This window comes from Streptomyces sp. NPDC031497 (genome assembly GCF_055580905.1).
The window spans coordinates 41,119-66,110 of the sequence record NZ_JBVIKO010000030.1 but is presented as its reverse complement, the minus strand read 5'-3'; the positions used below and the strand labels follow the sequence as shown (position 1 = coordinate 66,110).

The window sequence follows — 24,992 nt, the reverse complement described above, 5'->3', positions numbered from 1 at the left end:
GTATTCAGATGGTTCTGTTCTACAGTGCGTCCGGTCCGCGCTCGCCCGTGCGGACCCGTACGGCGGTCTCGACCGGGAGGGACCAGACCTTGCCGTCACCGATCTTGCCGGTGCGGGCCGCCTTGACGATGACGTCGATCAGTTGTTCGGCGTCCTCGTCCTCGGCCAGCACCTCGATGCGGATCTTGGGCACCAGGTCGACCGTGTACTCAGCACCACGGTAGACCTCGGTGTGGCCGCGCTGCCGACCGTAGCCGCTGGCCTCGGTGACCGTGAGACCGTGGACGCCGAAGGCCTGCAGGGCCTCCTTGATCTCGTCGAGCCGGTGGGGCTTCACGACGGCGGTGATGAGCTTCATGCGTCCACCTTCTTGCTCGTGCCGGCCAGGGCCGCGGCGGAGACGGAGCCGAGGACACCGCCGCCCGCCCCGCTGAAGTCGTATGCAGTCTCGGCGTGCTCGGCCTGGTCGATGCCGGAGATCTCCTCGTCCTCGGAGACCCGCATACCGATGGTCTTGTCGAGGAGGAAGGCGAGGACCGCCGAGGCGACCAGGGAGTAGCCGAGGACCGCGCCGACACCGGCGAACTGCTTCCACAGCTGGGTGAAGGAGTGGTCGCCGTAGAAGACACCGGTCGCGGCGGACTGGCCCTTGCCGGTGGCGAAGAAGCCGATGAGCAGGGAGCCGATGATGCCGCCGACCATGTGGACGCCGACGACGTCCAGGGAGTCGTCGTAGCCGAACTTGAACTTCAGTCCGACGGCCGCGGCGCAGGCGACACCGGCGATGACGCCGACGGCGATCGCGCCGAGCGGGGAGACCGCACCACCGGACGGGGTGATCGCGACCAGACCGGCGACCGCGCCGGAGGCGGCGCCCAGCGTGGTGAACGCGCCGTGCCGGATCTTCTCGTAGGCGAGCCAGGCCAGCATGGCGGCGGCGGTGGCGACCTGCGTGTTGACGAACATCAGCGCGCCGACGCCGTCGTCGTTGCCGAGCCAGGAGCCGGCGTTGAAGCCGAACCAGCCGAACCACAGCAGACCGGCGCCGAGCATGACCAGCGGCAGGCTGTGCGGGCGCATCGGGTCCTTCTTGAAGCCGACCCGCTTGCCGATGACCAGGATCACGCCGAGCGCGCCGGCACCGGCGTTGATGTGGACCGCGGTACCACCGGCGAAGTCGATCACACCGAGCTTGTAGGCCCAGCCGTCGGCGCCCCACACCCAGTGGGCGACCGGGACGTAGACGACCGTGAGCCACAGGGCGACGAAGAGCGCCCAGGCCGAGAACTTGACGCGGTCGGCGATGGCGCCGCTTATCAGGGCCGGCGTGATGACCGCGAACATCATCTGGAAGACCATGAAGACGAAGATCGGGATCGTGTAGCCGTCCCAGAGCTCCGTCAGGCCGACGTTGCTCATGCCCAGCCAGTCGGAGTTGAAGCCGATGAAGCCGTTGCTGGAGCCGAAGGCCAGGGAGAAGCCGTAGAGCACCCACAGGATGGTGACGATCCCGATGCTGACGAAGCTCATCATCAGCATGTTCAGGGTGCTCTTGACGCGGACCATGCCTCCGTAGAAGAAGGCGAGTCCCGGCGTCATGAGCAGCACCAGGGCGGAACAGATGAGCATGAAGCCTGTGTTCGCGGAGGACAGCTTGGGTGCCTCCGCGGCAAGCATGATGGCTGGTGCCATCGGCGTCTCCTCGTCGATTGGTACGGCCCTGTGTGCGGGCGATGCCTGAGTGGTCCGGTCAAGCGGGGGGTGGGCCGGTTATGCGCCATGAGATTGGCGCAGCGCGGTTTCGGTCGTTGCCCCTCGTTGTTTCGCCGGAGTGACGAAGACGCTCTGCGTGTTACGCGTCGATGAACTGCGAGATACCGGGCTGCGGGATCGTTATCGTGGCGCAACCTTCTCGCGGACGAAGAGAACCGGCCGCGGCGGCCTTCCGATGACCTGGCGTGGGGGAGCCGAGTCGGGCAGTTCGGGAGGGCCGGCCGCGGCCGGGGTCCGTGGTGTGCCGGGGTTCAGACCGCCTCGGCGGTCTCCGGCAGATCGACGGCGAGCTGTTCGGTGAGGTCGACGACCGCGGCGAGATCACCGTGGTCACGGACGGCCGAGTCCACCGTCTTTCGAATACGAGTGTTCACGCGCTCCGAGCGCACTTTCTTGGCGATGCCCATGGCCTCGGAGGCGAGAACGGTGCTCTGCTCGGGCTCGCCCCGCAGCAGGTGCACGGTGGCCATGCCGATGAGGTTCAGTGCGTACGACCGCTGGTGCTCGGTGTCCTTGGCGAAAAGGTCCACGGCCCGCTGCATCAGGGGCTCGGCCAGCGAGGCGTAGGTGGGGCTGCGGCCGGCGACATAGGCGAGGTCGCGGAAGGAGTGGCTGTTCTCGCCGTAGAGCTCGGCCTCGGAGAAGAAGCGGATCCAGTCGGGGTCCGGCTCGTCCCACTCGTCGGCCTCGGCGAAGGTGTCCTCGGCCATCCGGACCGCCCGCTTGCACTTTCCGGGCTGGCCCATGTTGGCGTAGGCGCGGGCCTCCATCGCATACAGCATGGACTGGGTGCGCGGGCTCGCGCAGTCCCGGCTGCCGTACTGGGCGAGGTGGATCAGCTCCAGGGCGTCGTCGGGCCGGCCGAGGTGGATCATCTGACGGCTCATGCTGGAGAGGACGTACGAGCCCAGCGGCTTGTCGCCGGCTTCCTTGGCCGCGTGCAGGGCGAGCACGAAGTACTTCTGGGCGGTGGGCTGGAGCCCGACGTCGTAGGACATCCAGCCGGCCAGCTCCGCCAGCTCGGCGGCGACCTGGAAGAGCTTGCGGGTGGTGGTCTCGGGCTGAGGTTCCTGGAGGAGGTCGGTGACCTCGTGCAGCTGGCCGATGACCGCCTTGCGGCGCAGGCCGCCGCCGCACTGGGCGTCCCACTGGCGGAACATCTCCGTGGTGGACTCCAGGAGGGCCAGCTCGGGCCTGGAGAGGCGGCCGGGGCGGCGGGAGTCGGCCGCCGACTCGGGGGCCTGCCGCGGGGCGGTGGGCGAGGGGACGAGCCAGCGCTGCATGGGCTCGATGAGGGACGGGCCCGCCGACAGGATCAGCGAGGTTCCGAGGAAGCCGCGCCGCGCCAGCATCAGGTCGCTGCGCGAGAACTCGCTGAGCAGGGCCACCGTCTGCGGGCCCGTCCAGGGCAGGTCGACGCCGGTCGCGGAGGGTGACTGGCGGGCGGCCCGCAGACCGAGGTCCTCGACCGAGACGACACAGCCGAAGCGCTCGGAGAACAGCTCGGAAAGGATCCTCGGGATCGGCTCGCGCGGGTTCTCCCCGTCGAGCCAGCGGCGCACCCTCGACGTGTCGGTCGAGATGTGGTTGGCCCCCAACTGGCGTGCCCTGCGGTTCACTTGCCGCGCCAGCTCGCCCTTGGACCAGCCGCTGCGCACGAACCACGAGTTGAGCAGCTCATTGGGGCGCTTGTCCGTACTGGCCGCGGTCGTCCCGCTTCCGCCGTTGCCGCCCACTGGAACGCCCCCATCCCTGAGACCACTTGTTGCCGGATGCGCCAAGCCCTATCAGAATGCCGGTAAATACGGCCGCCCGCCCGCAGTTCTCACCCTTCGAACGGGATACCGAGTTGCCTCCGGCATACCCACGAATGCATGTGCCCCTAGGCCTCGTGCACTCAAAGTAATCCTACGATCACTGCTCCAGCCATGGCGATCCCGGAAACGCCACCATTCGCCACCCCTTCGAATGAACTCACGATGGCCTAGGCGCGATTCACTTGACATAGGACGGCCGGGAGTAGGCGGAGCGATGCACTCAGGGGCGCGCAGCCCCAGGTGCACCACCGGTAGCGCTTCCAGGCGCTGTCTTGACCTTGCGGGCGCGAGGGAAGGCGGAGCCGTAGCGTCACGTTCCGTTTCGGTCTCGTTCCGTGTCGTAACCACCGGCGCGCCGGACCCGTTGGAGGGGGCATGGGCTTCACGATCGGCGGCATTCGCGAGATCCGCTCCGGCACGCGCCGGCGCGGTCGTTCATCGGACTGCACCGCCGTCGCCGAGTTCACCGGCCTGTGGGGCTGGGACGTGGTCCCGGGTGCCCGGGCCGCGGCCGGCGCATGCTCGTGCGGGCACGCCGACTGTCCCGCGCCGGGAGCGCATCCGCTGGACTTCGCGCCCCAGGTGTCCGCCGGGGCCACGCTCGACGAGGTCACCAAGGCCTGGGGCGAGTTCCCGGGCGCGGCGGTGATGCTGCCGGTCGGCCGCGCGTTCGACGTCGTCGAGGTCGCCGAGGCCGCCGGGCGCCGGGCCCTGGTCCGCCTGGAGCGGATGGGTCTGCCCCTCGGCCCGATCATCGCCACCCCGGAGGGCCGCGCCCACTTCCTCGTCGCCCCCGGCGCCGCCGCCGAGCTTCCCGAACTGCTCTACCGCATGGGCTGGGACGACCCGACCTCCCTGGACCTGCGCGGCCTCGGCCCGGGCGCGTACGTCACCGCGCCACCGTCCGACCGGAGCGGCCTGGGCCCGGTGCGCTGGCTGCGGCCACCGGCCCTGGACTCGGCGACGAAGCCGCCGACGGCGAGGCTGCTGCTGGGGACACTGGCGTACGTGGCGCACCGGTCGCGGGCGTAAGCGCTCCGCCGGCATTGCCGCGATGCGCCGTCGTTCGTCCACGGCGACGTCGTGGCTGGAGGCGCTGACCCAGTCGTGCCCACGCGGCGGAGCCGCATGTCGATACAGCCCCGCGCCCCTTCGGGGAGCTGCCGAGCAACAGCAGACTTCACCCGACCTGCTTGGCAGGGGGCTCCTCATACGCCGAAGCGCCCGTCCCCGGCTGCACCTTGGGGATCGGGCGCTTCTCACGAAGGCTCACGAAGGTTCTCGCGACAGCGGCGGGTAAATTCACCCGGCTGGGGTCAGTCACCGATAAGGGCATCCACGAACGCCTCCGGCTCGAACGGTGCCAGGTCGTCCGCGCCCTCGCCGAGGCCGATGAGCTTGACGGGGACGCCCAGTTCGCGCTGGACGGCGATGACGATGCCACCCTTGGCGGTGCCGTCCAGCTTGGTGAGCACGATGCCGGTGATGTCGACGACCTCGGCGAACACCCGCGCCTGGACCAGGCCGTTCTGGCCGGTGGTGGCGTCCAGGACGAGCAGCACCTCGTCCAGCGGGGCGTGCTTCTCGACGACCCGCTTGACCTTGCCGAGCTCGTCCATGAGCCCGGTCTTGGTGTGCAGACGCCCGGCGGTGTCGATCAGCACGACGTCCACCCCCATCTCCTTGCCCTCCTTCACCGCGTCGAACGCGACGGAGGCGGGGTCGCCGCCCTCCGGTCCGCGCACGGTGTAGGCGCCCACCCGCTCGCCCCAGGTCTGGAGCTGGTCGGCGGCGGCGGCCCGGAAGGTGTCGGCGGCGCCGAGGACGACCGTACGGCCGTCGGCGACGAGCACGCGCGCGAGCTTGCCGGTGGTGGTGGTCTTGCCGGTGCCGTTCACGCCGACGACCATCACGATGCCGGGCTTGCGGTCGGCGGGCTCGGTCTTCACCACGCGGTCGGCATCGGTGCCGACCAGCTTGAGGAGCTCCTCGCGGAGCAGCCCGCGCAGCTCCACGGGGGTGCGGGTGCCGAGCACCTTGACGCGCTCGCGCAGCTGTTCGACCAGTTCGGTGGTGGGCTGCACACCGACGTCGGCGGTGAGCAGGATGTCCTCGATCTCCTCCCAGGTGTCGTCGTCGAGGTGCTCGCGCGAGAGCAGCGTGAGCAGCCCCTTGCCGAGGGCGTTCTGGGAGCGGGAGAGCCGGGCGCGCAGCCGGACCAGGCGGCCGGCCGTGGGCTCGGGGATCTCGATCTCGGGAGCCGGGGGCTCTTCTACGACGACGGGAGCCGAGCCGTCGGGAAGGTCGACCTCCTCTATCGTCCGGCGCGGTTCGTCGCGCGGCGTCTCGGCCTCGTCGCCGACGTGCGGCTCGGCCGGGGGCGCGGTGATGTCGGGCGCGGTGGGGGGCGGCGGGGGCAGCGACTTCTTACGCCGGCTGCCGACGACGAGCCCGCCGATCGCGCCGAGCACGACCACGGCGATGACTACAGCAAGGATGACGGTTTCCATAACCCGTCCAGTATCCATCCCTCCCCCGGGCACGACTTTGCTCCCTCGCGAGGGAGTTTCCGGACGATTCCCCGAAGCAAGTTGTCCCCTTTGGGGGTATTCGTCAGACTAAAGTACGATGACTGCCCATGAGGACCACCGCCCACCACGATGGCGCCCTCGAACATCTGGAAGAGTCACTGGAGCAGCACGGCCTCGAGATCCGGGGCATCGAACCGGTCCCCGACTCCGAGCGCACCGGGACACCCCGCGGACTGCTCCCCACCTGGATCGCCGCCAACATCACGGTCCTGCTGCTCACCGTGGGTGCGAGCCTGGCGGTGTCGTTCGGGCTGAACTTCTGGCAGGCGCTGGTGGTCGGCACCGCCGCGCCGATCGTGTCGTACGGCCTGGTCGGACTGGTCGGCATCGCGGGCAAACGGGGTGGCGCACCGGGCATGACCCTCTCCCGCGCGGTCTTCGGGCAGCGCGGAAACCTGCTGCCCGGCGCGCTGATCTGGGTGGCACGCTGGGGCTGGGAGACGATCAACGCGGTGACCGGCGCCTATGCGCTGCTGACGGTCCTGGACATCGTCTTCGGGATCAGGAGCAACACCACGCTGATCATCGTCGCCCTCCTGCTCTTCGTGATCACCACGTTCGCGATCTCGGGCATGGGCATCAAGGTGGTGCAGCGCTGCAACCGGTGGGCGACCTGGCTGTTCGGCGCCTTCACCCTGCTGGTCCTCGGCCGCCTGATCGTGAAGACGGACTGGAGCAGGGTGTTCGGGCAGCACGCCGGCCCCACGGCGGCGATGATCACCGGGGTCGGACTGATCGCGGCGGGCGGGATGAGCTGGGCACCGGCCTCGCCGGACTTCACGCGGTATCTGCCGGGTACGGCGTCCTCGGCGGCGATCGTACGCAACACGGTCGGCGGCGCCGTGATCGTCGTCCTCCCCATGGTCCTGATGGGTGCGGTGGTGGCGTCCGGCACTCCGGACCTCGCCAAGGCGGCCGACCCGGTCTCCTTCCTCGGCGAGATCCTCCCGCTGTGGCTCGCGGTCCCCTATCTGCTGATCGCGCTGGTCGGGATGGTGCTGATCAACGCGATGTCGATGTACTCGGCGGGCTTCACCGCGCAGACGCTCGGCTTCCGGATCCCCCGCCACTGGGCGGTCTCCGTCAACGCGGTGATCTCACTGGTCCTCGGCGGGGTGCTGATGCTGGCGGCGACCTCGTTCATGAGCTCGTTCATCGCCTTCCTGTCGCTGCTGGCGGTGGCGTTCTCGGCATGGGTGGGCGTGTTCGGGATCGACATGCTCCGGCGGCGGGAGTACGACGCCAAGGCTCTCCTCGACACCACCCGGGCCGGCGCCTACTGGTACCGGGCGGGCTTCTCCCCCGCCGCCGTCACGGCCTGGGCGCTCGGCCTGCTGGCCGGGTCCCTGTTCACCAGGTCCGACTGGTTCACCGGTCCGCTCGCCTCGAACAACCCCGTCGGCCGGTACGGGCTGGGCTGGATCGCGACGATCCTCGTCTCGGGTCTGCTGTACGCGGTGCTGCCGAAGCCGGCGGTGGTGCCGGCCACGGCCGGGGAGCGCGCACCTCTGGCCGTCTGACGCACCGTCAGCTAATGTCCCCGCCACACCCGCCCGGCCAAGGTGAAGGGGAACTCCCATGCCCGTCTCGGTCGTCCGCTTCAACCTCGTCGAGCCCGGGGCCGACTCCGCTTCCCTGGGCGCCCGCTACCGGGCCGCCGTGGAGATGGCCGCGTACGCCGACGAGCACGGGGTCACCACGGTCCAGACCGAGGAACACCACGGGGTCGACAACAACTGGCTGCCGTCGCCGTTCGCCTTCGCGGGCGCGGTGTTCGGGGCGACCCGGAACATCGCGGTGACCGTGTCGGCGGTGATCGGCCCGCTGCACGACCCGCTGCGGCTGGCGGAGGACATCGCGGTGCTCGACCTGCTCGGCGGGGGGCGGCTGGTGACGGTGGCCGGGATCGGCTACCGGCCGGAGGAGTACGCCCTGTTCGACGTGGAGTGGAAGCGGCGGGGCCGGCTGCAGGACGAGGTGCTGGAGACGGTGCTCAAGGCCTGGACCGGGGAGGAGTTCGAGTACCGGGGCCGTACGGTACGGGTGACACCGCGCCCCTTCACCGATCCGCACCCGCTGCTGCTGGTCGGCGGATCCTCCAAGGCCGCCGCCCGCCGTGCCGCCCGGCTCGGCCTGCCGTTCTTCCCCAGCGCGCATCTGCCGGAGCTGGAGGCGTACTACAAGGAGAAGCTCACCGAGTACGGCACGGAGGGCTGGACGATGATGCCGACGGCGGAGACTCCGCTGCTGCACATCGCCGAGGACCCGGACCGGGCGTGGGCCCAGTACGGGAAGCACTTCCTGCACGAGGCCATGACCTACGCGTCCTGGCAGTCCGGCGACATCCACTCGGCGGTGCGCTCGTCGGCCACGACGGTGGACGAACTCCGCGCGGAGGGCGTCTACCGCATCCTCACCCCGGAGGAATGCGTGACGGCCGGCCTGGACAACCTGGTCCTGCACCCCCTGGCCGGCGGCATGCCGGTGGAGGAGGGCTGGCGAAGCCTGCGTCTCTTCGGGGAAGCCGTGCTTCCGGCGCTGCCGGCGTAGCGGGGTGGGAGTTCCCGCACGGATGCCTGCCGGCGGGCGGGGCACCGCCGGTCACGGCCGTCGTGGCTGAGCGCCGTTACGGCGGAAGAGCGGAAGGGAAGAGCGCGGCGGACCTGTCGGGTGAGAGAGGGAGACGGACCGCCGCCCCGCCCGGGCAGTGACCGGGCGGGGCGGCGGCGGATACGAGGAGAGGGGCAGCGGGGACTTGGCCCTTCTCCTCGAGTCGGGGGCCTCGTGACGAGGGTCAGCCCATCTCCTCCAGGGCCTTGCCCTTCGTCTCCTTGACGTACTTGAGGACGAACGGGATGGAGAGGGCCGCGAAGACCGTGTAGATCACGTAGGTCGCGGAGAGGTTCCAGTCGGCCAGCGACGGGAAGCTCGCGGTGATGGCCCAGTTGGCGATCCACTGTGCGGAGGCTGCCACGCCCAGCGCGGCGGCGCGGATCCTGTTCGGGAACATCTCGCCGAGGAAGACCCAGACGACCACGCCCCAGGACAGGGCGAAGAAGAGGACGAAGACGTGCGCGGCGACCAGCGCGGTCCAGCCCTGCGCGGCGGGGAGCTTGCCGTCGACCAGGTGGTAGGAGAAGGCCCAGGCCTCCAGGGCGAGGCCGACGACCATGCCGACCGAGCCGATGAGGGCCAGCGGCTTGCGGCCGACCCGGTCCACGAAGATCATCGCGATCACGGTGCCGATGATGTTGATGATCGACGTCGTGAAGGAGTAGAGGAACGAGTCCGTCGGGTCGACGCCGACCGACTGCCACAGCGTCGAGGAGTAGTAGAACGCGACGTTGATGCCGACGAACTGCTGGAAGACCGAGAGACCGATACCGACCCAGACGATCGGCTTGAAGAAGAAGGAGCCGCCGAGCAGGTCCTTGAACGTCGACTTGTGCTCGCTCTTCATCGCGTGCTCGATCTCGGCGACGCGGGCGTCCAGGTCGACGCTCTTGCCCTCGACCTCTTCGAGGATCGCGCGGGCGCGGTCACGCTTGCCGACGGAGAGCAGGAAGCGCGGGGACTCGGGGATGGCGAAGGAGAGCAGGCCGTAGAGGACGGCCGGGATCACCATGACGCCGAGCATGACCTGCCAGGCCTCCAGGCCCATCAGCTTGCCGCGCTGGTCGCCGTCGGCGGCGTTGAGCAGACCCCAGTTGACCAGCTGCGAGATCGCGATGCCGATGACGATCGCGGCCTGCTGGAAGGAGCCGAGACGGCCGCGGTAGGCGGGCGGGGCGACCTCGGCGATGTAGGCGGGGCCGATGACGGAGGCCATGCCGATGGCGAAGCCGCCGACGATCCGCCAGAAGGCGAAGTCCCACAGAGCGAAGGGCAGCGCCGAGCCGACGGCGCTGACGGTGAACAGCACGGCGGCGATCTGCATGCAGCGGATGCGGCCGATCCGGTCGGCTATCCGGCCGGCGGTCGCGGCGCCGATGGCACAGCCGATCAGGGCGATGGCGATGACCTGGGCCAGGGCGGCGGACCCGATGTCGTAGCGGCTTCGGATGGCCTCGACGGCGCCGTTGATGACGGAGCTGTCGTAGCCGAAGAGGAAACCGCCCATCGCGGCGGCCGCCGCGATGAAGATGACATGCCCGAGATGATCGGGGTGAGCCGTCCCGGCTCCTGAATTGGGTGCCTGCGCAGTGCTGGTCACAGAAAACTCCTCGGGCCACCCGGCAGCGCTGCCGGGGGTGGGGGTGAGCCCTCTCAGGATCAAGTGGCGCACAACTACACGCCGCTCACACCTGAAGGTAAAAGCAACGTTGCAGAGACTATGCCTTCAAGTTTCGAAGTCAATAGGGGGTCTGGTGTGAAGTTGCAGAGACCACACATCGAAGATGCGTTCACTTCTTGAAGAAGAGAAGGAGATGATCTCCCTAGGGGCGCGGGGCTGTGTCGATCCGCGGCTCCGCCACGGGGCGCGACCAGCCACAACGGCGCCGCACCCGGAACCGTCGGCCGAGACCCAGCGTCAGCGCAACCGCTGACTGATGACCTTCGACACACCGTCGCCCTGCATGGAGACGCCGTAGAGCGCGTCGGCGACCTCCATCGTGCGCTTCTGGTGCGTGATCACGATCAGCTGCGACGACTCCTGGAGCTCCTGCATGATGCGGATCAGCCGCTGGAGGTTGGTGTCGTCCAGGGCCGCCTCGACCTCGTCCATGACGTAGAACGGGCTGGGCCGCGCCTTGAAGATGGACACCAGCATCGCGACGGCGGTCAGCGAGCGTTCGCCACCCGAGAGCAGGGAGAGCCGCTTGACCTTCTTGCCCGGCGGCCGGGCCTCGACGTCCACGCCTGTGGTGAGCATGTTGTCGGGGTCGGTCAGGATGAGTCGTCCCTCACCGCCCGGGAAGAGACGGCTGAAGACGCCCTCGAACTCGCGGGCCGTGTCCCGGAACGCCTCCGTGAAGACCTGCTCGACGCGCTCGTCGACCTCCTTCACCACTTGAAGCAGGTCGGCGCGGGTCTTCTTCAGGTCCTCCAGCTGCTCGCTGAGGAACTTGTGCCGTTCCTCAAGGGCCGCGAACTCCTCCAGGGCGAGCGGGTTGACCTTGCCGAGCTGCTGGTAGGCCCGCTCGGCCGCCTTGAGCCGCCGTTCCTGTTCGGCCCGGTGGAAGTGCTTGGGCTGGTTGCGCGGATGCTCGGGGTCCTCCGGCAGCACCTCGCCCTCGGCGGGGGGCGAGGGCGGCACCGGCTGGTGCGGACCGTACTCCTCGACAAGTCCCGCCGGTTCGACACCGAGCTCCTCCAGCGCCTTGGTCTCCAGCTGCTCGATCCGCAGCCGCTTCTCGGCGCCGAGTACCTCACCCCGGTGAACTGAATCCGTGAGTTTGTCGAGTTCCGCCTTGAGGTCACGGCCGGTGCTGCGGGCGGCGGCCAGCTCCTGCTCGCGCCGGGCCTTCGCGGCCTCGGCGGCGTCCCGCTCCCGGTCGGCCCGGCCCACCGAGACCTCGACATGCGCGAGCAGCTGCCGGGCACCGGAGGCGACGGCCTCCGCGACCGCGGCCTCGTGGCGCAGCCGGGCCCGGCGCTGTTCCGCACGCGCGCGTGCCTCGCGTTCCGCGCGGGCGGCGCGGTCGAGGGAGTCGGCGCGGCCGGCGAGGCCCTTGACCCGCTCCTCGTGGGTACGGACCTGGAGGCGGGCCTCCATCTCGGTCTGGCGGGCGTTGGCGCCGTCGGCGGCCAGCCGGTCCCGCACCGAGGTGTCCGGTTCCTCCTCGACGGGCATCTCCTCGGCCACGGCGAGCCGCTCGGCCAGTACCTCGACCTCTTCCAGGGCCTTGTCGAGGGACTCCTGGGCGCGGGCGGCGGCGGCCGTGGAACGTTCCGCCTCGCCGGCCGCGCCGCGCGCCTGTCCGGCGAGCCGGCCGAGCTGCTGGGCGACGGCCGACTTCTCCCGGTCGGCGGCGCGGCGGCGTTCCGCCAGCTCCTCGACCTGCGCGGTGCACGCCTTGCGGTGTTCCTGGGCCGTCTGCTGGGCCTCGGTCAGCGCCTCGCAGCGGACCGCCAGCTCTTCCAGTTCGGCAGCGGCCTCGTCGACGGAGGCCTGTACCTCGAGGAGGCTGGGGGCGCCCGCGGAGCCGCCGTGTGCGAAGTGCGCGCCGAGGAGGTCGCCTTCGGCGGTGACGGCGGTGAGGTGGGGGTGGCGGTAGACGAGTTCCTCGGCGGCTTCGAGGGTGTCGACCACGACGATGCCGTGCAGGAGGCGGCGGACGGCGGGCATGAGGTCGACGGGACCGCGGACGAGGTCGGCGGCGGGGGCCCCGGAGGGGGGTGCCGCGGAGGAGGGTGCCGCGGAGGGGGGTGCCGGGAGGGGGCGTGGGTCGGGTGCGGACCCGTCGTGGCTGGTCGCGCCGTTCCCCGCGCCCCTTGGGGACGTCCAGCCGGCGTCGGCTCCCTCGGCAGCTCCCTCCAGGGCGGCGGGAGCCCATCGTCCGGCTGCCGCGCCGTCGTGGCCGGGCGCGCCGTTCCCCGCGCCCCTGTAGGGCGCTGTCGAGTCGCCGGCTTCCTCCAGTGCCGTGATGGGTCGTGGGCCGGCTGCCGCGCCGTTCCCCGCGCCCCTTTGGGGCGCGTCCGCTCGGGGCGTTTCGGGGTGGGGCAGCTCGGGGGCGTCCGAGAGGAGGAGGGCTGCTCGGCCTCCGTCCTGTTTGCGCAGGAGGCGGATCGCGTCGGCTGCCGAGGCCGGGGTCGTCACGGCGATGGCGTCTGCCGCCGTGCCGAAGGCCGCCGCCAGGGCCACCTCGTGGCCCGGGGTCACCGTGAGCAGTTCCGCGGCCGGGCCCAGGATTCCGGTGAGGCGGTCCCGGGCGCCGAGCAGTATGCCGGTGCCGTCCTTGCGGCGCAGGCCCAGCGCCAGCGCCTCGCGGCGGGCCTGGGTCGCGGCGCGGCTGCGTTCCGCCGCGGTGGTCGCCTCGCGGGCCGCGGTCAGGGCCGCCTCCGCCTCGGCGAGCCGCAGCCTGGCCTGCTCGTGCTGTTCGGCCAGTTCCTCGTCACCGGCGTCGAGGCCGTCGACCTCCGCCTTGAGCGCCTCGTACTCCTCCTGCGCTGACACCGCCCGTTCCTGGGCCTCGTCGCGGGCGGCGGCCAGCCGGTCGATCTCCGCCTGGGCCGAGCCGGCCCGCGAACGGGCCGCGTTGACCTGCCCGTTCAGCCGGGCCAGGCTCTCCCGGCGGTCGGCGATGGAGCGGGCCACGTCCTTCAGGCGCCGCTCCTCCTGGGCCAGTTCGCGTTCCAGTTCGGCGCGGTGCGCGACGGTGTCGTCGAGGGCGTGCTGGGCCGCCTCCAGGGCCGCCTCCAGCTCGGCCTCCTGCTCACGGATGCGGTGGGCCTCGCGCTCCATGTCCTCGGGGTCGCGGCCGCGCCGTTCCTCGGGCGGCGTGGAGGTGGCGCTCTTCACCCGGGCGTCGGCCAGCGAGACGGTGCCGCGCACCCGCTCGGCCAGCTGGGACAGCTCGTACCAGGTCTGCTGGGCACGCTGGAGGCGCGGGGTGAGCCGGCGTACCTCGTCCTCCAGGAGCGCCTCGCGCTGGAGGGCCTTCTTCAGCTCCTGCTCGGCGGCTTCCTTGCGCTCCTTGAGGGCGGCCTCGTCGGCGATCTCGGTCTGCAGTGCCTGGCGCAGTCGTACGAGGTCGTCGGCGAGCAGGCGCAGCCGCGCGTCGCGGAGGTCCGCCTGGATGACGGCGGCCCGGCGGGCGACCGCGGCCTGGCGGCCGAGGGGCTTGAGCTGGCGGCGGAGTTCGTCGGTGAGGTCCTGCACGCGCGCGAGGTTGGCCTGCATCGCGTCCAGCTTGCGGAGGGCCTTCTCCTTGCGCTTGCGGTGCTTGAGGACGCCGGCCGCCTCTTCGATGAAGGCCCGGCGGCCCATCGGGTCGGCGTGCAGAACGGAGTCCAGCTGGCCCTGGCCGACGATGACGTGCATCTCGCGGCCGATGCCGGAGTCGGAGAGCAGTTCCTGGATGTCGAGGAGGCGACACGTGTCGCCGTTGATCTGGTACTCGCTGCCGCCGTTGCGGAACATGATCCGCGTGATGGTGACCTCGGCGTACTCGATGGGCAGCGCGCCGTCGGAGTTGTCGATGGTCAGGGACACCTCGGCGCGGCCCAGCGGCGGGCGGCCGGTGGTGCCGGCGAAGATGACGTCCTCCATCTTGCCGCCGCGCAGCGACTTGGCGCTGTGCTCACCCATGACCCAGGTGAGCGCGTCCACGACGTTGGACTTGCCCGAGCCGTTCGGACCGACGACACACGTGATCCCCGGCTCGAACCGGAGCGTGGTCGCCGAGGCGAACGACTTGAACCCGCGAAGGGTCAGGGCCTTGAGATGCACGCCGTCGGACTTTACCCGGCGCCGCTACCGCACTCCACGACCCCTCGCAACCTCGCGGTTTCGCGCATGAACATGCAGGGCACACCAGACGTTAAAGAGGGTGAAAGGATGCGCGGGGCTGAAAGGGGCCGGGCGCAGGCGTGCGGGGGCGGCCAAGGGGGACAGCGAAGAAAAGAAGGGACGCCGGGGCGTCCCTTGCAGATCTTGACAACTTAGCGGTTAAAGGGCTGCCCAACCGCCGCATGTGCTGTTGTGGAGCGATGCAGCGATCAGGTGAGCGCAGGCTCCGCCTGGTTTGCGTCGATGCTCTCCATGATCCTGTCGGGAGAAGCGGCAGCCGTCAGCTCGTCGTTCTCGGCCTGAATCCGTACCAGCTCGGATTCGAGGTCCTGGACGCGCTGCTGGAGCCGTCGCATCTCGGCGAGGAGTCGCGGGTCAGAGCCGCCGACGTAACCGAGAAGCGCCTTTGCCATGATGGATGGTCCTCCACACTGAGTGACCGACCGAAGCGGTGTGGGTCGTGAGGGATCGCACCCGCGGTGCTTGACACATCCGAGTGTTACTCGCTTGTTGCTCCATGCCAAACAGCTAAGGTGCGCGGGGCTTTCAGCGTCTCACCAAAAAGTTTGACGGTCAACACGATCACGCCCTGTATTGGCGGGCGAACCCGGGCGCGGGCGGCTCAGGACCGGCGGCGCTGCGTCTCCTGCGGGGCCCTCAGGACGTGGCGATCATCTTTATCTGCGGAGCCTGCCACGACAAGCGATTCTTGGCAACCACCAGGCCATTTCTGCTCCGGGCACATGCCAATGGCAATTCACTCCGCTTCCACCTGCGGGGCTTCGCGGAGCGGGGTCAGCGGATGGCGAAGCCCTCGTAGCCGCCACGGGGTGTGTCCCAGATCTCGGTGACACCCTCGACCCGCCCGGGCGTGTCATCGCCCTGGAGCCAGGCGAGCAGTCCTTCGCAGCCCGTCCGGGAGCCCTCGGCGACCACCTGGACGCGGCCGTCGCCCAGATTGAGAGCAAAACCACTCAGGCCGCCGATCTCCAGTGCCTTGGCCCGCGTGAACCAGCGGAATCCCACGCCCTGCACGCGTCCACGGACCCAGGCGACCAGTCGTACATCCTCGCTCATGGGTGCAACCTAACCGGCCAATGTCCCTCGGAACACTTCCGCCTTCACCGCCATGCGGTACCGTCCCCACCCAATGAATCTCATCTGAAACTCACTCGATCGGATGAGTCTGGTTGACCAGAAGGAGTCATTGGCCACATCGGCCCCTGATCGACCGGACCGCGAGGACGAGGGAAGAAGGCAAGGACATGGGACGCCACCGACGCCACGCCGCCGGCCGCGCCGCCACGGGCCACGCCACGGGGGTCACGGAGCACGACGGCTCGTACACGGGCGGCCACGACCCCCAGGACTCGTACGCGGGCCTCCGCTACGGCACGGGCACGGCGGCCTACCTGCGCGAGGAGGAGTACGCCGACACCAACGCGCGCAGCTCGGCCTACCTGTTCGCGACCGAGGACGACTACGCCCGCTTCATGAACACCGCCGACTTCCCGGCCGAGGAGTTCACCCGGGCCGGCGACTCCTCCTCGGGTGGCGGGCACCGGCGCCGGAAGAAGTCGGGGCGGCCCGTGGCCACCGGGCTGCTGGGGGTCTCCGCCGCGGTCGCGATCGGTGCGGTCGCGGTGGCCACCGGTGTGATGCCGGGCCTGGAGAACTACAAGCTCGGCGGGAACACCAGCACCACCGGCGGCGACCGGGTGCAGGCCGACGGGGCGCCCAGCAACACGGCCGCCGAGCAGGGCGGCACCTCCGGCAGCGCCGAGAGCCGGGACACCGGCTCCTCCACCAGCCGGGACACCCAGCGCTCCGGCTCGCCCACACAGACGGCCTCCGCGTCCGCCTCCGCCCCGGCCTCCTCCTCCGCCTCGCCCACGCCGTCGAAGACGGCGTCCGGGAAGCCGACGCCCAGCGCCACGCCGTCCAAGAAGGCGACGCCCGATCCGACCAGGACGGCCACCAAGGCGCCGGTGAAGACCGCCGCGCCGATCACCGTGTCCGAGGCGGCCGCCGCCCAGGCCGAGGTGCTCAAGCTGGTGAACGAGGAGCGGGCCAAGGTCGGCTGCAGCGCGCTGTCCGTGAACTCCTCGCTGACCAAGCTGGCCGAGGCGTTCAGCGAGGACATGGCCGCGCGGGACTTCTTCGACCACACCGACCCGGACGGCAAGACGCCGTGGGACCGGGCCGCAGCCGCCGGCATAGCCAACCTGGGCGGCGAGAACATAGCCCGGGGCCAGGCCACCGCCCAGGCCGTCATGGACGCCTGGATGAACAGCGAGGGCCACCGCGCCAACATCCTGAACTGCGACTTCAAGACCCTCGGGGTCGGGGTGCACTTCGGTTCGGGCGGCCCCTGGTGGACGCAGGACTTCGGCTACTGAGCCGTACCGGCCGCCCCAGGGTGCGCTAACTGACAGTTAGCGCACCCTGTTGGTTAGCGCTGTGCTCGCTTACGCTTGACACATGACCATCAGCACGCAGGACCGTCCCGAGGAGACACCTCCTCCGTACGACGCCTTCGCCCGGGCCTGCCCCTCGCGCACCACGCTGGAACATGTCATGGGCCGCTGGGGCGGGCTGACGCTGAGCGCGCTGCACGAGGGGTCGTTCCGGTTCAACGAGCTGCGCCGGCGCGTGGACGGCGTCAGCGAGAAGATGCTCTCGCAGACCCTCCAGGCGTTGGAGCGCGACGGCCTGGTGCACCGCGAGGCCCAGCCGACCAACCCGCCGCGGGTCGACTACGAACTCACCCCGCTGGGCCGCGAGGTCGCCGAACGGCTGCTGTCCGTCGTCCACTTCGTGGAGAGCCGGATGGACGAGGTGCTGGCCGCCCGCGCACGTTACGACGAGACGCGCGGCGCCCGCTGACACGTGGGGCAGAAGTAGCTGGACCGGTTCATCCAGGGCCGCCTGCGCATCGGCGTACCGCACCGCCGGCAGGGCAGCCCCTCCCTGCCGTAGGCGTCCAGCGAGCGGTCGAAGTACCCCGACTCGCCGTTGACGTTGACGTAGAGGCTGTCGAAGCTGGTGCCGCCGACGGCCAGGGCCGCGTTCATCACGTCCCGTACATGGCCGAGGAGTTCGGCGGTGCGCGGGCGGGTGAAGCCGGCGGTCGGCCGCTCGTAGTGGAGACGGGCCCGCCAGAGGGCCTCGTCCGCGTAGATGTTGCCGACTCCGCTGATCAACGACTGGTCGAGCAGCGCCCTTTTGATGGTCGACCGCTTCCGGCGCAGCGCCTGGTGGAAGGCCTCGTCGTCGAAGAGGGGGTCGAGGGGATCGCGGGCGATGTGCGCGATGACGTCCGGCAGCCCGTCGAGGGTGTTGTCGTGCAACGACAGTCCGCCGAAGGTGCGTTGGTCGACGAAGCGGAGTTCGGTGCCAAGGCCGTCGGCGAACCTGACACGGATTCTGAGGTGCTTCTCGTCCGGTGCCTCGTGCGGCTGCACCAGCAGCTGACCGCTCATACCGAGGTGGGCGAGGATCGACTGGTTGGTGTCCTCCAGGGGCAGCCACAGGTACTTGCCGCGCCGGCTCGGGGTGCCGACGCGGTGGCCCTTGAGCCGGTGCGTGAAGTCGTCGGCGCCGGCGACGTGCCGTCGTACGGCGCGCGGGTGCAGCACTTCGGTCTCGGCCACGACACGGTGGGCGACCCACCGCTCCAGGCCACGCCGTACGACCTCGACCTCGGGCAATTCGGGCATCGCGCCTCCCGTGCGGGACCCTGGACGATGCGAGCGCCCGGCCCTGGGAAGGGGCCGGGCGCTCGGATCATCGCGCTGTTCTTCAGGCGGAGGCGGCGGACGACGAGCCGTCGTCCTCCTCGGCCGCGGCGGCCTGTTCGACTGCCGCTGCCAGCTTGGCCGCCTTGGCTCGCTCGTCCGCCGCGGCGCGGATGGCGCGCCAGGCGGACTCGGCGGCCTGCTGTTCCGCCTCCTTCTTGCTGCGGCCGGTGCCGGTGCCGTACGAGACGCCTCCGACGCGGGCGGCAGCAGTGAAGGTCTTCTCGTGATCGGGGCCGGTCTCCGTGACCAGGTACTCGGGCACGCCGAGGCCCTCCGTCGCGGTGAGCTCCTGGAGACTGGTCTTCCAGTCCAGGCCGGCTCCGAGGTTCGAGGACTTCTCGATCAGCGGGTCGAAGAGCCGGTGCACCAGCTCGGACGCCGAATCGAGGCCCTGGTCGAGATAGACCGCGCCGATCACCGCTTCCAGGGTGTCGGCGAGGATGGACGCCTTGTCCCGGCCGCCCGTGCCCTCTTCACCACGGCCGAGCCGGATGAAGGAACCCAGGTCGAGACCGCGGCCCACCTCCGCGAGCGCACGAGAATTCACCACCGCTGCCCGGAGCTTGGCCAGCTGGCCCTCGGGCAGGTCCGGGTGGGTCTTGTACAGCGTGTCCGTGACGACGAGGCCGAGGACGGAGTCACCGAGGAACTCCAGCCGCTCGTTCGTCGGCAGGCCGCCGTTCTCGTACGCGTAGGAACGGTGGGTCAGCGCACGCACCAGAAGGGCGGACTCGAGCTGGTAGCCGAGCCGCCCTTCCAGAAGCGTGTGGGACGAGGCCGTGTTGTCCGTTTTCTTCTTGGCGGTTGGGTCCGCCTTGGCGTCATCCGCCTTCTTGGGACTGGACACAGTGCCTCTCACCTGGCCGCTCAGACTTCGAGGACCTGGCGCTTGTTGTAGGTGCCGCAAGACGGGCACGCGATGTGCTGCAGCTTGGGCTCGTGGCAGCGCTCGCACGCAACCAGGGTGGGGACCGCAGCCTTCCACTGCGACCGGCGGTGGCGCGTGTTGCTGCGCGACATCTTCCGCTTCGGAACAGCCACGGCTACTTCTCCTGCTTCTCGTCGACGCCCGCTTCCGCGTCAGCGCCGCTCATCTCGTCCTTCTCGCCGTCCTTCGTGGAACCGGCGAGTCCCTGCAAAGCCGCCCAACGGATGTCGACGGCGTCGTGGTGGTGGTCCGGGTCGTCCGCGAGGCGGGCTCCGCACTCGGAGCACAGCCCTGCGCAGTCGTCCTGGCACACCGGCTGCATCGGCAGTGCGAGCACCACCGCATCACGCAGCACTGGTTCGAGGTCGAACAAGCCGTCCTCGATGAAGTACCTGTCCTCGTCGTCCTCGGCGTCGTCGCCCGGTTCCGCGATCACGCGGCCCCGGTCGTCGGCGTCAGGGTACGAGAACAGTTCCTGGAAGTCCGCTTCGAGCTCCTGCTCGACCGGCTCCAGACACCTTACGCACTCCCCCTCGGCCTGTGCACGGGCGGTGCCTGTGACGAGCACCCCTTCCATGACCGACTCGAGCCGGAGGTCCAACTCCACCGGGACGCCTTGCGGCACTCCGATGACCCCCTTGATACCGAAGTCCTCGGGAGCGTCGATCGTGCGGGTCAGGCGCTGCAGCGCGCCAGGACGCCGCCCCAGCTCGTGCGTGTCGAACACGAACGGGTTGCGGTGGTCTAGGCGTGCGTGAGGAGCCATTCCTGCTTTCGATCTTCGAGTTCAGAGGGACGCCGTCCGGAAAATTCCTCCGGGCAGCGTAGATCACGTACGCAGACGCGACCGAAGAGCCAGGATACTGGACCTTTCGCTGTCGGCCCAATCCGCTGGAATTCGGCCGGTTCCTAGAGGCCCCGGCCCTGCTCGTACGCCCTCAGCTGCTCCGGCGTGATCATGCCGGTGTCGAAGAGGCTGGTCTCGTCGAGGGCGTACGACTGCTGCGACTGGTGCTGGGCCGCCGGCTGCTGCTGCTGGGGGTCGTACACGGGCTGCTGACCGGTGTCGTAGCCCTGGTAGGCGTAGGGGTCGGCCTGCTGGTAGCCGTAAGGGTCGTGCTGGGCGTAAGCGGGCTGCTGCTGGGGGTAGCCGCCGTACGGGTCCTGCTGCTGCGGGTAGCCGTACGGATCCTGCGCCACGGGCTGCTGCACCGGCTGCTGGTCGTACTGCGGCTGCTGCTGGGCGGCGGCGGGCTGCTGCTCGGCCTGTGCCGCCTGCGCCGCCTGGGCGTCCTGGTCGGCGAGGGCCGCGAGGTCGGCGAGGTAGTCGGCGTCGCTGGAGTGCTGGAAGGTCGTGTTGTCGTCGGCCAGGGCGCCGAGGGCGTCGGAGGCGATCCGGCCGTGCAGCTTGGCACGGCCCTTGCCGACGGCCTCCAGGGTCTTGGCGAGGACCGCCTCGAAGGCGCCGAGCTTGACGTCGACGTAGGCGTCGGCGTCCCGGCGCAGGGTCTCGGGGTCGTGGCTGCGCTCCGGGGCGTCCTCGTCCTCGTAGCCCTGCTCGTCCAGGCCCGGGCCGGTGCCGAGGAGCTTCTCGCGGCCGCGGCCGACCGAGCCGAGGGTCTTGGTGAGGACGACCTCGAAGTTGGCGAGCTTGGAGTCGACGTAGTCGTCGGCGTCGGCGCGGACCTCCTCGGCCTCGCGGCGGGCCTCGCCGAGGATCCGGTCGGCCTCCGCCTGGGAGCGGCGGGCCACCTCGGTGTCGGAGATCAGGGAGCCGCGCTCGGCGTGCGCGGTCTCGATGATCCGCTCGGCCTCCATGCGCGCCTGCTCGACCATCTGCTCGCGGTCGCCGATCAGCTCCTGGGCCTGGGCGAGGGAGCCGGGCAGGGCCTGGCGCAGGTCTTCGAGCAGCGCGAGCAGGTCGGCACGGTTGACCACGCACGACGCCGACATGGGCATGGCCCGGGCGCCGGAGACCGTGGCCACGATCTCGTCGAGCTTCTTCTGTACGTCCACCCTGCGCTCGCCACTCTCTACAGCTGTGTTGGAGACGGACGGGACGACTGTAGCCCCATCAGACCGGGTGAATACGCTTGTTGAGGGCCTCGAAGACGGCCTCCGGAACCAGGTGGGACACGTCTCCGCCCCACTGGGCGACCTCCTTGACCAGGGAGGACGAGAGGAAGCTGTAGGTGGGGTTGGTCGGCACGAAGAGTGTCTCCACGCCCGACAGGCCGATGTTCATCTGGGCCATCTGCAGCTCGTAGTCGAAGTCGCTGACGGCCCGCAGGCCCTTGACGATGGCCGGGATGTCGCGCTGCTTGCAGAAGTCCACGAGGAGGCCGTGGAACGCCTCGACGCGGACGTTTCCGTAGTCGGCGGTGACCTGGCGGATCAGGTCGATCCGCTCGTCGATCTCGAACAGGCCCTTCTTGGACTTGTTGATCATTACCGCGACGTAGACCTCGTCGTAGAGACGGGACGCACGGGCAATGATGTCGAGGTGTCCGTTGGTGATCGGGTCGAACGACCCGGGACAGACGGCGCGGCGCACTTGTGATCCCTCGCTCTCCGGTCCGGTCATCGTGCGTCTTCGCACGTAGAGGCGGCGCGACCGTACCAAAACGTTCCCTCGCCGTAACGACGGGACCGGAGGGCCTCGAAGCCGGCCGGCCAGTGGAAGTCACCGCCTCTGGTGCTGCGCTCCACGGTGACGAGCGCCTCGGGCGCTAGCCAGCCCCCCGAGTGGAGTGTGAGGAGAATCTCCCGAAGATCGTCGTCCGTGACGGCGTACGGGGGGTCGAGGAAGACGAGGTCGTACGGCTGCGCGGGCGCCGGCGAGTGGACGATCTGTTCCGCTTTGCCCGCCCTCACCTCGGCGCCCGGCAGGCCCAGGTTCTTGACGTTCTCCCGTACGACGCGGGCGGCTCTGGAGTCGGCTTCGACGAGGAGGGTGTGGGCCGCGCCCCGGGAGAGGGCCTCCAGGCCTACGGCTCCTGAACCGGCGTAGAGGTCGAGGACGCGTTCGCCGTCCAGGGGGCCGCCGAGGAGGGACTGCCAGGTGGAGAAGAGGCCTTCGCGTGCGCGGTCCGAAGTGGGCCGGGTTCCGGTGCCGGGCGGCACGGAGAGGCGCCGTCCGCCGGCTTGGCCTGCGATCACGCGGGTCATCTTGAATCCTCGGTCCGGGGTGGGTACGGATTCAGTTTGGCAGGCGGTTCGTCGTGGTTGCTCGCGCCCGCGCGGCGGTAGCCGCATATCGACACAGCCCCGCGCCCCTGGGTCAGTCATCCCTAGCCCTTCTCCAGGTACTGCTCTCTCTCCTCGTCCAGGAGGGCGTCCAGGGCCGTTCGCAGGCCGGGGAGGTCGGCAAGCTCCGGGTCCCTCGCCACCAGCGCCGTCGCCTCCTCCCGCGCCTCGGCGATGATCTCCTCGTCCTCGATGACCGCCAGGACGCGGAGGCTGGAGCGGGCTCCGGACTGGGCCTGGCCGAGGACATCGCCCTCTCTGCGCTGCTCCAGGTCGATCCTCGACAGCTCGAAGCCGTCCAGGGTCGAGGCGACCGCCGTCAGGCGCTGGCGGGCCGGGCTCGCCTCGGGCATCTCCGTGACCAGGAGGCAGAGGCCGGCGGCGGAGCCTCGGCCCACTCGGCCGCGCAGCTGGTGGAGCTGGGAGACGCCGAAGCGGTCGGCGTCCATGATCACCATGGCGGTTGCGTTGGGGACGTTCACGCCGACCTCGATGACCGTGGTGGCGACCAGGACGTCCGTGTCGCCGGCGGCGAAGCGACGCATCACCGCGTCCTTGTCGTCAGGGTGCATCCTGCCGTGCAGGACCTCCACCCGCAGGCCGTTCAGCGGGCCCTTGGCAAGGTGGTCGGCGACGTCCAGGACGGCCAGCGGGGGGCGCTTCTCGGCTTCGTCCTCGGCTGTTTTCTTCGCCTTCTTCGGGTCGTCCTCCTCGTCTCCGATGCGGGGGCAGACGACGTACGCCTGGTGGCCGTTCCCGACTTCCTCGCGGACCCGTTCCCAGGCGCGGGCCAGGAAGTGGGGTTTGTCGGCGGCGGGGACGACATGCGTGGCGATCGGGGAGCGGCCGGCCGGGAGCTGGTCCAGGACCGAGGTCTCCAGGTCGCCGAAGACCGTCATCGCGACCGTGCGGGGAATGGGGGTCGCCGTCATGACGAGGAGGTGGGGCGGCTGCTTGCCCTTGCCGCGCAGGGCGTCCCGCTGTTCCACGCCGAAGCGGTGCTGTTCGTCGACGACGACCAGGCCCAGGTCGTGGAACTGGACCTTGTCCTCGATCAGGGCGTGCGTGCCGATCACCAGGCCGGCGTCGCCGGTGACGAGGTCGAGCATCGCCTGGCGGCGGGCGGCCGTGCCCATCGAGCCGGTGAGCAGGACGACCTTGGTGGCGTGCTCGGCGCCGCCCAGCATGCCGCCTTCCGCCAGCTCCCCCATCATCTCGGTGATCGAGCGGTGGTGCTGCTGGGCGAGGACCTCGGTGGGGGCGAGCATGGCCGCCTGGCCGCCCGCGTCGACCACCGCGAGCATGGCGCGCAGGGCGACGAGGGTCTTTCCGCTGCCGACCTCGCCCTGCAGGAGGCGGTGCATCGGATGTTCCGTCGCCAGGTCGTCGAAGATCTCCTTCGAGACCTTCTGCTGGCCGTCCGTGAGGGTGAACGGCAGACGGTCGTCGAAGGCCGTGAGGAGGCCGTCGGGGCTGGGCCTGCGGGCCACCGCGGGGAGCAGGGCGTCGGTGTGGCGGCGGCGGGCCAGGGCGACCTGGAGGACGAAGGCCTCGTCCCACTTGAGGCGGGCGCGGGCGTCCTCGATGTCCGCCTTGGTGTGCGGGCGGTGGATCTTGAGGAGGGCCTCGGGGAGGGAGACCAGACCGCGGCCCTCACACAGGGCAGGCGGAAGGGGGTCCAGGGCCTCCTGAACGCTCGGCAGGACCGTCTGGATCGCCTTGCCGATCTTCCAGGACTCCAGCTTGGCGGTGGCCGGGTAGAGCGGAATGAGGCTTCCGGCCCAGGTCTCCACCGACTCGGCCGGGTCGTCGCCGCGGAGCAGTTCGTAGGCCGGGTGGGCCAGTTGGAGGCGGCGGTTGAAGACCGAGGCCTTGCCGGCGAACATCGCGCGCGTCCCCGGCAGGAGTTCCTTGTGGGGCTTGTGCACGCCGTTGCCGAAGAAGACCAGTTGGAGCCGGCCGCTGCCGTCGGTGATCGTGACCTCCAGTCGCTGGCCCTTGCCGCGGGGCGCCTTGGCGGAGGCGAACGTGTGCAGCCGGGCGTCGGCGACCATGGCGACCACCGTGACGTGTTCGTCCATGGGCAGGTCGGCGAGGTGGGTGAGCTGGCCGCGCTCCTCGTATCTGCGGGGGTAGTGGTGCAGGAGATCGCCGACCGTGTGCAGGCCGAGATGCTCGGCCATCACCTTGGCGGTGGCTGGGCCGAGCACCTTCTTCAGTGGTTCTTCCAGTGCGGGCACGAGATCCATTGCACACCACGCCACTGACAATGCCGTATATGTCTCGGGAAACCCCTGGTCAGGCGGCCGTTTTGAGTCATAGGATGGCGCGCTCCGGCCATCCTTCCGCGGTCACCACCCCACCAGGGACCGCCCGACCCCGCGC

21 protein-coding genes are annotated in these 24,992 nt (G+C 70.0%); 5 read left to right on the top strand and 16 right to left on the bottom strand.

What is annotated here, in order from left to right:
- Window positions 1-19: 19 nt before the first annotated feature.
- The 3 genes from ACZ5K7_RS40720 to nsdA all read right to left on the bottom strand — a co-directional run bounded on the left by ACZ5K7_RS40720 (window position 20) and on the right by nsdA (window position 3,509).
- Complete coding sequence (locus ACZ5K7_RS40720) at window positions 20-358, bottom strand: P-II family nitrogen regulator (protein WP_093498850.1); 339 nt, start codon at window positions 356-358, stop codon at window positions 20-22.
- A complete protein-coding gene (locus tag ACZ5K7_RS40715) occupies window positions 355-1,692 on the bottom strand; it encodes an ammonium transporter (RefSeq protein ID WP_351712544.1) in 1,338 nt (445 codons plus the stop codon). The genes ACZ5K7_RS40720 and ACZ5K7_RS40715 overlap by 4 nt, the downstream gene beginning before the upstream one ends.
- Before the next feature lie 332 nt (window positions 1,693-2,024).
- Window positions 2,025-3,509 (bottom strand): transcriptional repressor NsdA, encoded by a 1,485-nt coding sequence (gene nsdA, locus ACZ5K7_RS40710; protein WP_468922182.1) that lies wholly within the window; start codon window positions 3,507-3,509, stop codon window positions 2,025-2,027.
- A gap of 456 nt (window positions 3,510-3,965) precedes the next feature.
- On the opposite strand from nsdA, the gene ACZ5K7_RS40705 reads away from it, so the two are divergent.
- Window positions 3,966-4,622, top strand: coding sequence for a bifunctional DNA primase/polymerase (locus tag ACZ5K7_RS40705; protein WP_468922179.1), 657 nt, complete (start codon window positions 3,966-3,968; stop codon window positions 4,620-4,622).
- Window positions 4,623-4,906: 284 nt separating this feature from the next.
- On the opposite strand, the gene ftsY is transcribed toward ACZ5K7_RS40705, so the two are convergent.
- Complete coding sequence (gene ftsY, locus ACZ5K7_RS40700; protein ID WP_351712550.1) at window positions 4,907-6,100, bottom strand: signal recognition particle-docking protein FtsY; 1,194 nt, start codon at window positions 6,098-6,100, stop codon at window positions 4,907-4,909.
- Between the two features lie 128 nt (window positions 6,101-6,228).
- Between ftsY and ACZ5K7_RS40695 the strand changes: the two genes are divergently transcribed.
- Together ACZ5K7_RS40695 and ACZ5K7_RS40690 are read left to right on the top strand one after the other, a co-directional pair.
- Window positions 6,229-7,701 carry a cytosine permease gene (locus tag ACZ5K7_RS40695; protein ID WP_468922175.1) on the top strand — a complete coding sequence of 491 codons (1,473 nt, stop codon included), beginning with the start codon at window positions 6,229-6,231 and terminating at the stop codon, window positions 7,699-7,701.
- A 58-nt stretch (window positions 7,702-7,759) separates the two neighbouring features.
- Window positions 7,760-8,731 (top strand): LLM class flavin-dependent oxidoreductase, encoded by a 972-nt coding sequence (locus tag ACZ5K7_RS40690; RefSeq protein WP_351712552.1) that lies wholly within the window; start codon window positions 7,760-7,762, stop codon window positions 8,729-8,731.
- A gap of 244 nt (window positions 8,732-8,975) precedes the next feature.
- Here the strand turns inward: ACZ5K7_RS40690 and ACZ5K7_RS40685 are convergent, their stop codons facing one another.
- The 4 genes from ACZ5K7_RS40685 to ACZ5K7_RS40670 all read right to left on the bottom strand — a co-directional run bounded on the left by ACZ5K7_RS40685 (window position 8,976) and on the right by ACZ5K7_RS40670 (window position 15,710).
- Window positions 8,976-10,394 (bottom strand): sugar porter family MFS transporter, encoded by a 1,419-nt coding sequence (locus ACZ5K7_RS40685; protein WP_351712554.1) that lies wholly within the window; start codon window positions 10,392-10,394, stop codon window positions 8,976-8,978.
- Between the two features lie 318 nt (window positions 10,395-10,712).
- Window positions 10,713-14,573: an AAA family ATPase gene (locus ACZ5K7_RS40680; RefSeq protein WP_468922170.1), complete on the bottom strand. Its 3,861-nt coding sequence runs from the start codon at window positions 14,571-14,573 to the stop codon at window positions 10,713-10,715.
- Between the two features lie 269 nt (window positions 14,574-14,842).
- Complete coding sequence (locus tag ACZ5K7_RS40675; protein ID WP_351712558.1) at window positions 14,843-15,046, bottom strand: hypothetical protein; 204 nt, start codon at window positions 15,044-15,046, stop codon at window positions 14,843-14,845.
- A gap of 382 nt (window positions 15,047-15,428) precedes the next feature.
- A complete protein-coding gene (locus tag ACZ5K7_RS40670) occupies window positions 15,429-15,710 on the bottom strand; it encodes an acylphosphatase (protein WP_351712561.1) in 282 nt (93 codons plus the stop codon).
- 188 nt (window positions 15,711-15,898) lie between these two features.
- Here ACZ5K7_RS40670 and ACZ5K7_RS40665 point away from each other — a divergent pair, with 188 nt between their 5' ends.
- Window positions 15,899-17,032, top strand: a complete 1,134-nt coding sequence (locus tag ACZ5K7_RS40665; RefSeq protein ID WP_468922166.1) for a CAP domain-containing protein — start codon at window positions 15,899-15,901, stop codon at window positions 17,030-17,032.
- Between the two features lie 82 nt (window positions 17,033-17,114).
- The gene (locus ACZ5K7_RS40660) at window positions 17,115-17,519 is read left to right on the top strand and encodes a winged helix-turn-helix transcriptional regulator (protein ID WP_351712565.1); all 405 of its coding nucleotides are present in this window, start codon (window positions 17,115-17,117) and stop codon (window positions 17,517-17,519) included.
- On the opposite strand, the gene mutM is transcribed toward ACZ5K7_RS40660, so the two are convergent.
- The 8 genes from mutM to recG all read right to left on the bottom strand — a co-directional run bounded on the left by mutM (window position 17,492) and on the right by recG (window position 24,856).
- Window positions 17,492-18,352, bottom strand: a complete 861-nt coding sequence (mutM, locus tag ACZ5K7_RS40655; RefSeq protein ID WP_351712567.1) for a bifunctional DNA-formamidopyrimidine glycosylase/DNA-(apurinic or apyrimidinic site) lyase — start codon at window positions 18,350-18,352, stop codon at window positions 17,492-17,494. The two genes, ACZ5K7_RS40660 and mutM, sit on opposite strands and share 28 nt — an antisense overlap.
- 82 nt (window positions 18,353-18,434) lie before the next feature.
- The gene (gene rnc, locus ACZ5K7_RS40650; RefSeq protein ID WP_351712569.1) at window positions 18,435-19,292 is read right to left on the bottom strand and encodes a ribonuclease III; all 858 of its coding nucleotides are present in this window, start codon (window positions 19,290-19,292) and stop codon (window positions 18,435-18,437) included.
- A gap of 8 nt (window positions 19,293-19,300) precedes the next feature.
- Complete coding sequence (gene rpmF, locus ACZ5K7_RS40645) at window positions 19,301-19,474, bottom strand: 50S ribosomal protein L32 (protein WP_007493396.1); 174 nt, start codon at window positions 19,472-19,474, stop codon at window positions 19,301-19,303.
- A 2-nt stretch (window positions 19,475-19,476) separates the two neighbouring features.
- Window positions 19,477-20,127 (bottom strand): YceD family protein, encoded by a 651-nt coding sequence (locus ACZ5K7_RS40640; RefSeq protein WP_351712571.1) that lies wholly within the window; start codon window positions 20,125-20,127, stop codon window positions 19,477-19,479.
- A gap of 143 nt (window positions 20,128-20,270) precedes the next feature.
- Entirely contained in the window at window positions 20,271-21,377 is a 1,107-nt protein-coding gene (locus ACZ5K7_RS40635; RefSeq protein ID WP_468922159.1) for a cell division initiation protein, read from the bottom strand.
- 58 nt (window positions 21,378-21,435) lie between these two features.
- On the bottom strand, window positions 21,436-21,915 hold the full coding sequence (gene coaD, locus ACZ5K7_RS40630; protein WP_351705372.1) for a pantetheine-phosphate adenylyltransferase: 480 nt from the start codon (window positions 21,913-21,915) through the stop codon (window positions 21,436-21,438).
- Between the two features lie 26 nt (window positions 21,916-21,941).
- On the bottom strand, window positions 21,942-22,529 hold the full coding sequence (gene rsmD / locus ACZ5K7_RS40625) for a 16S rRNA (guanine(966)-N(2))-methyltransferase RsmD (RefSeq protein ID WP_351705369.1): 588 nt from the start codon (window positions 22,527-22,529) through the stop codon (window positions 21,942-21,944).
- 122 nt (window positions 22,530-22,651) lie between these two features.
- Complete coding sequence (gene recG, locus ACZ5K7_RS40620) at window positions 22,652-24,856, bottom strand: ATP-dependent DNA helicase RecG (protein ID WP_351705366.1); 2,205 nt, start codon at window positions 24,854-24,856, stop codon at window positions 22,652-22,654.
- Between the last annotated feature and the right edge of the window lie 136 nt (window positions 24,857-24,992).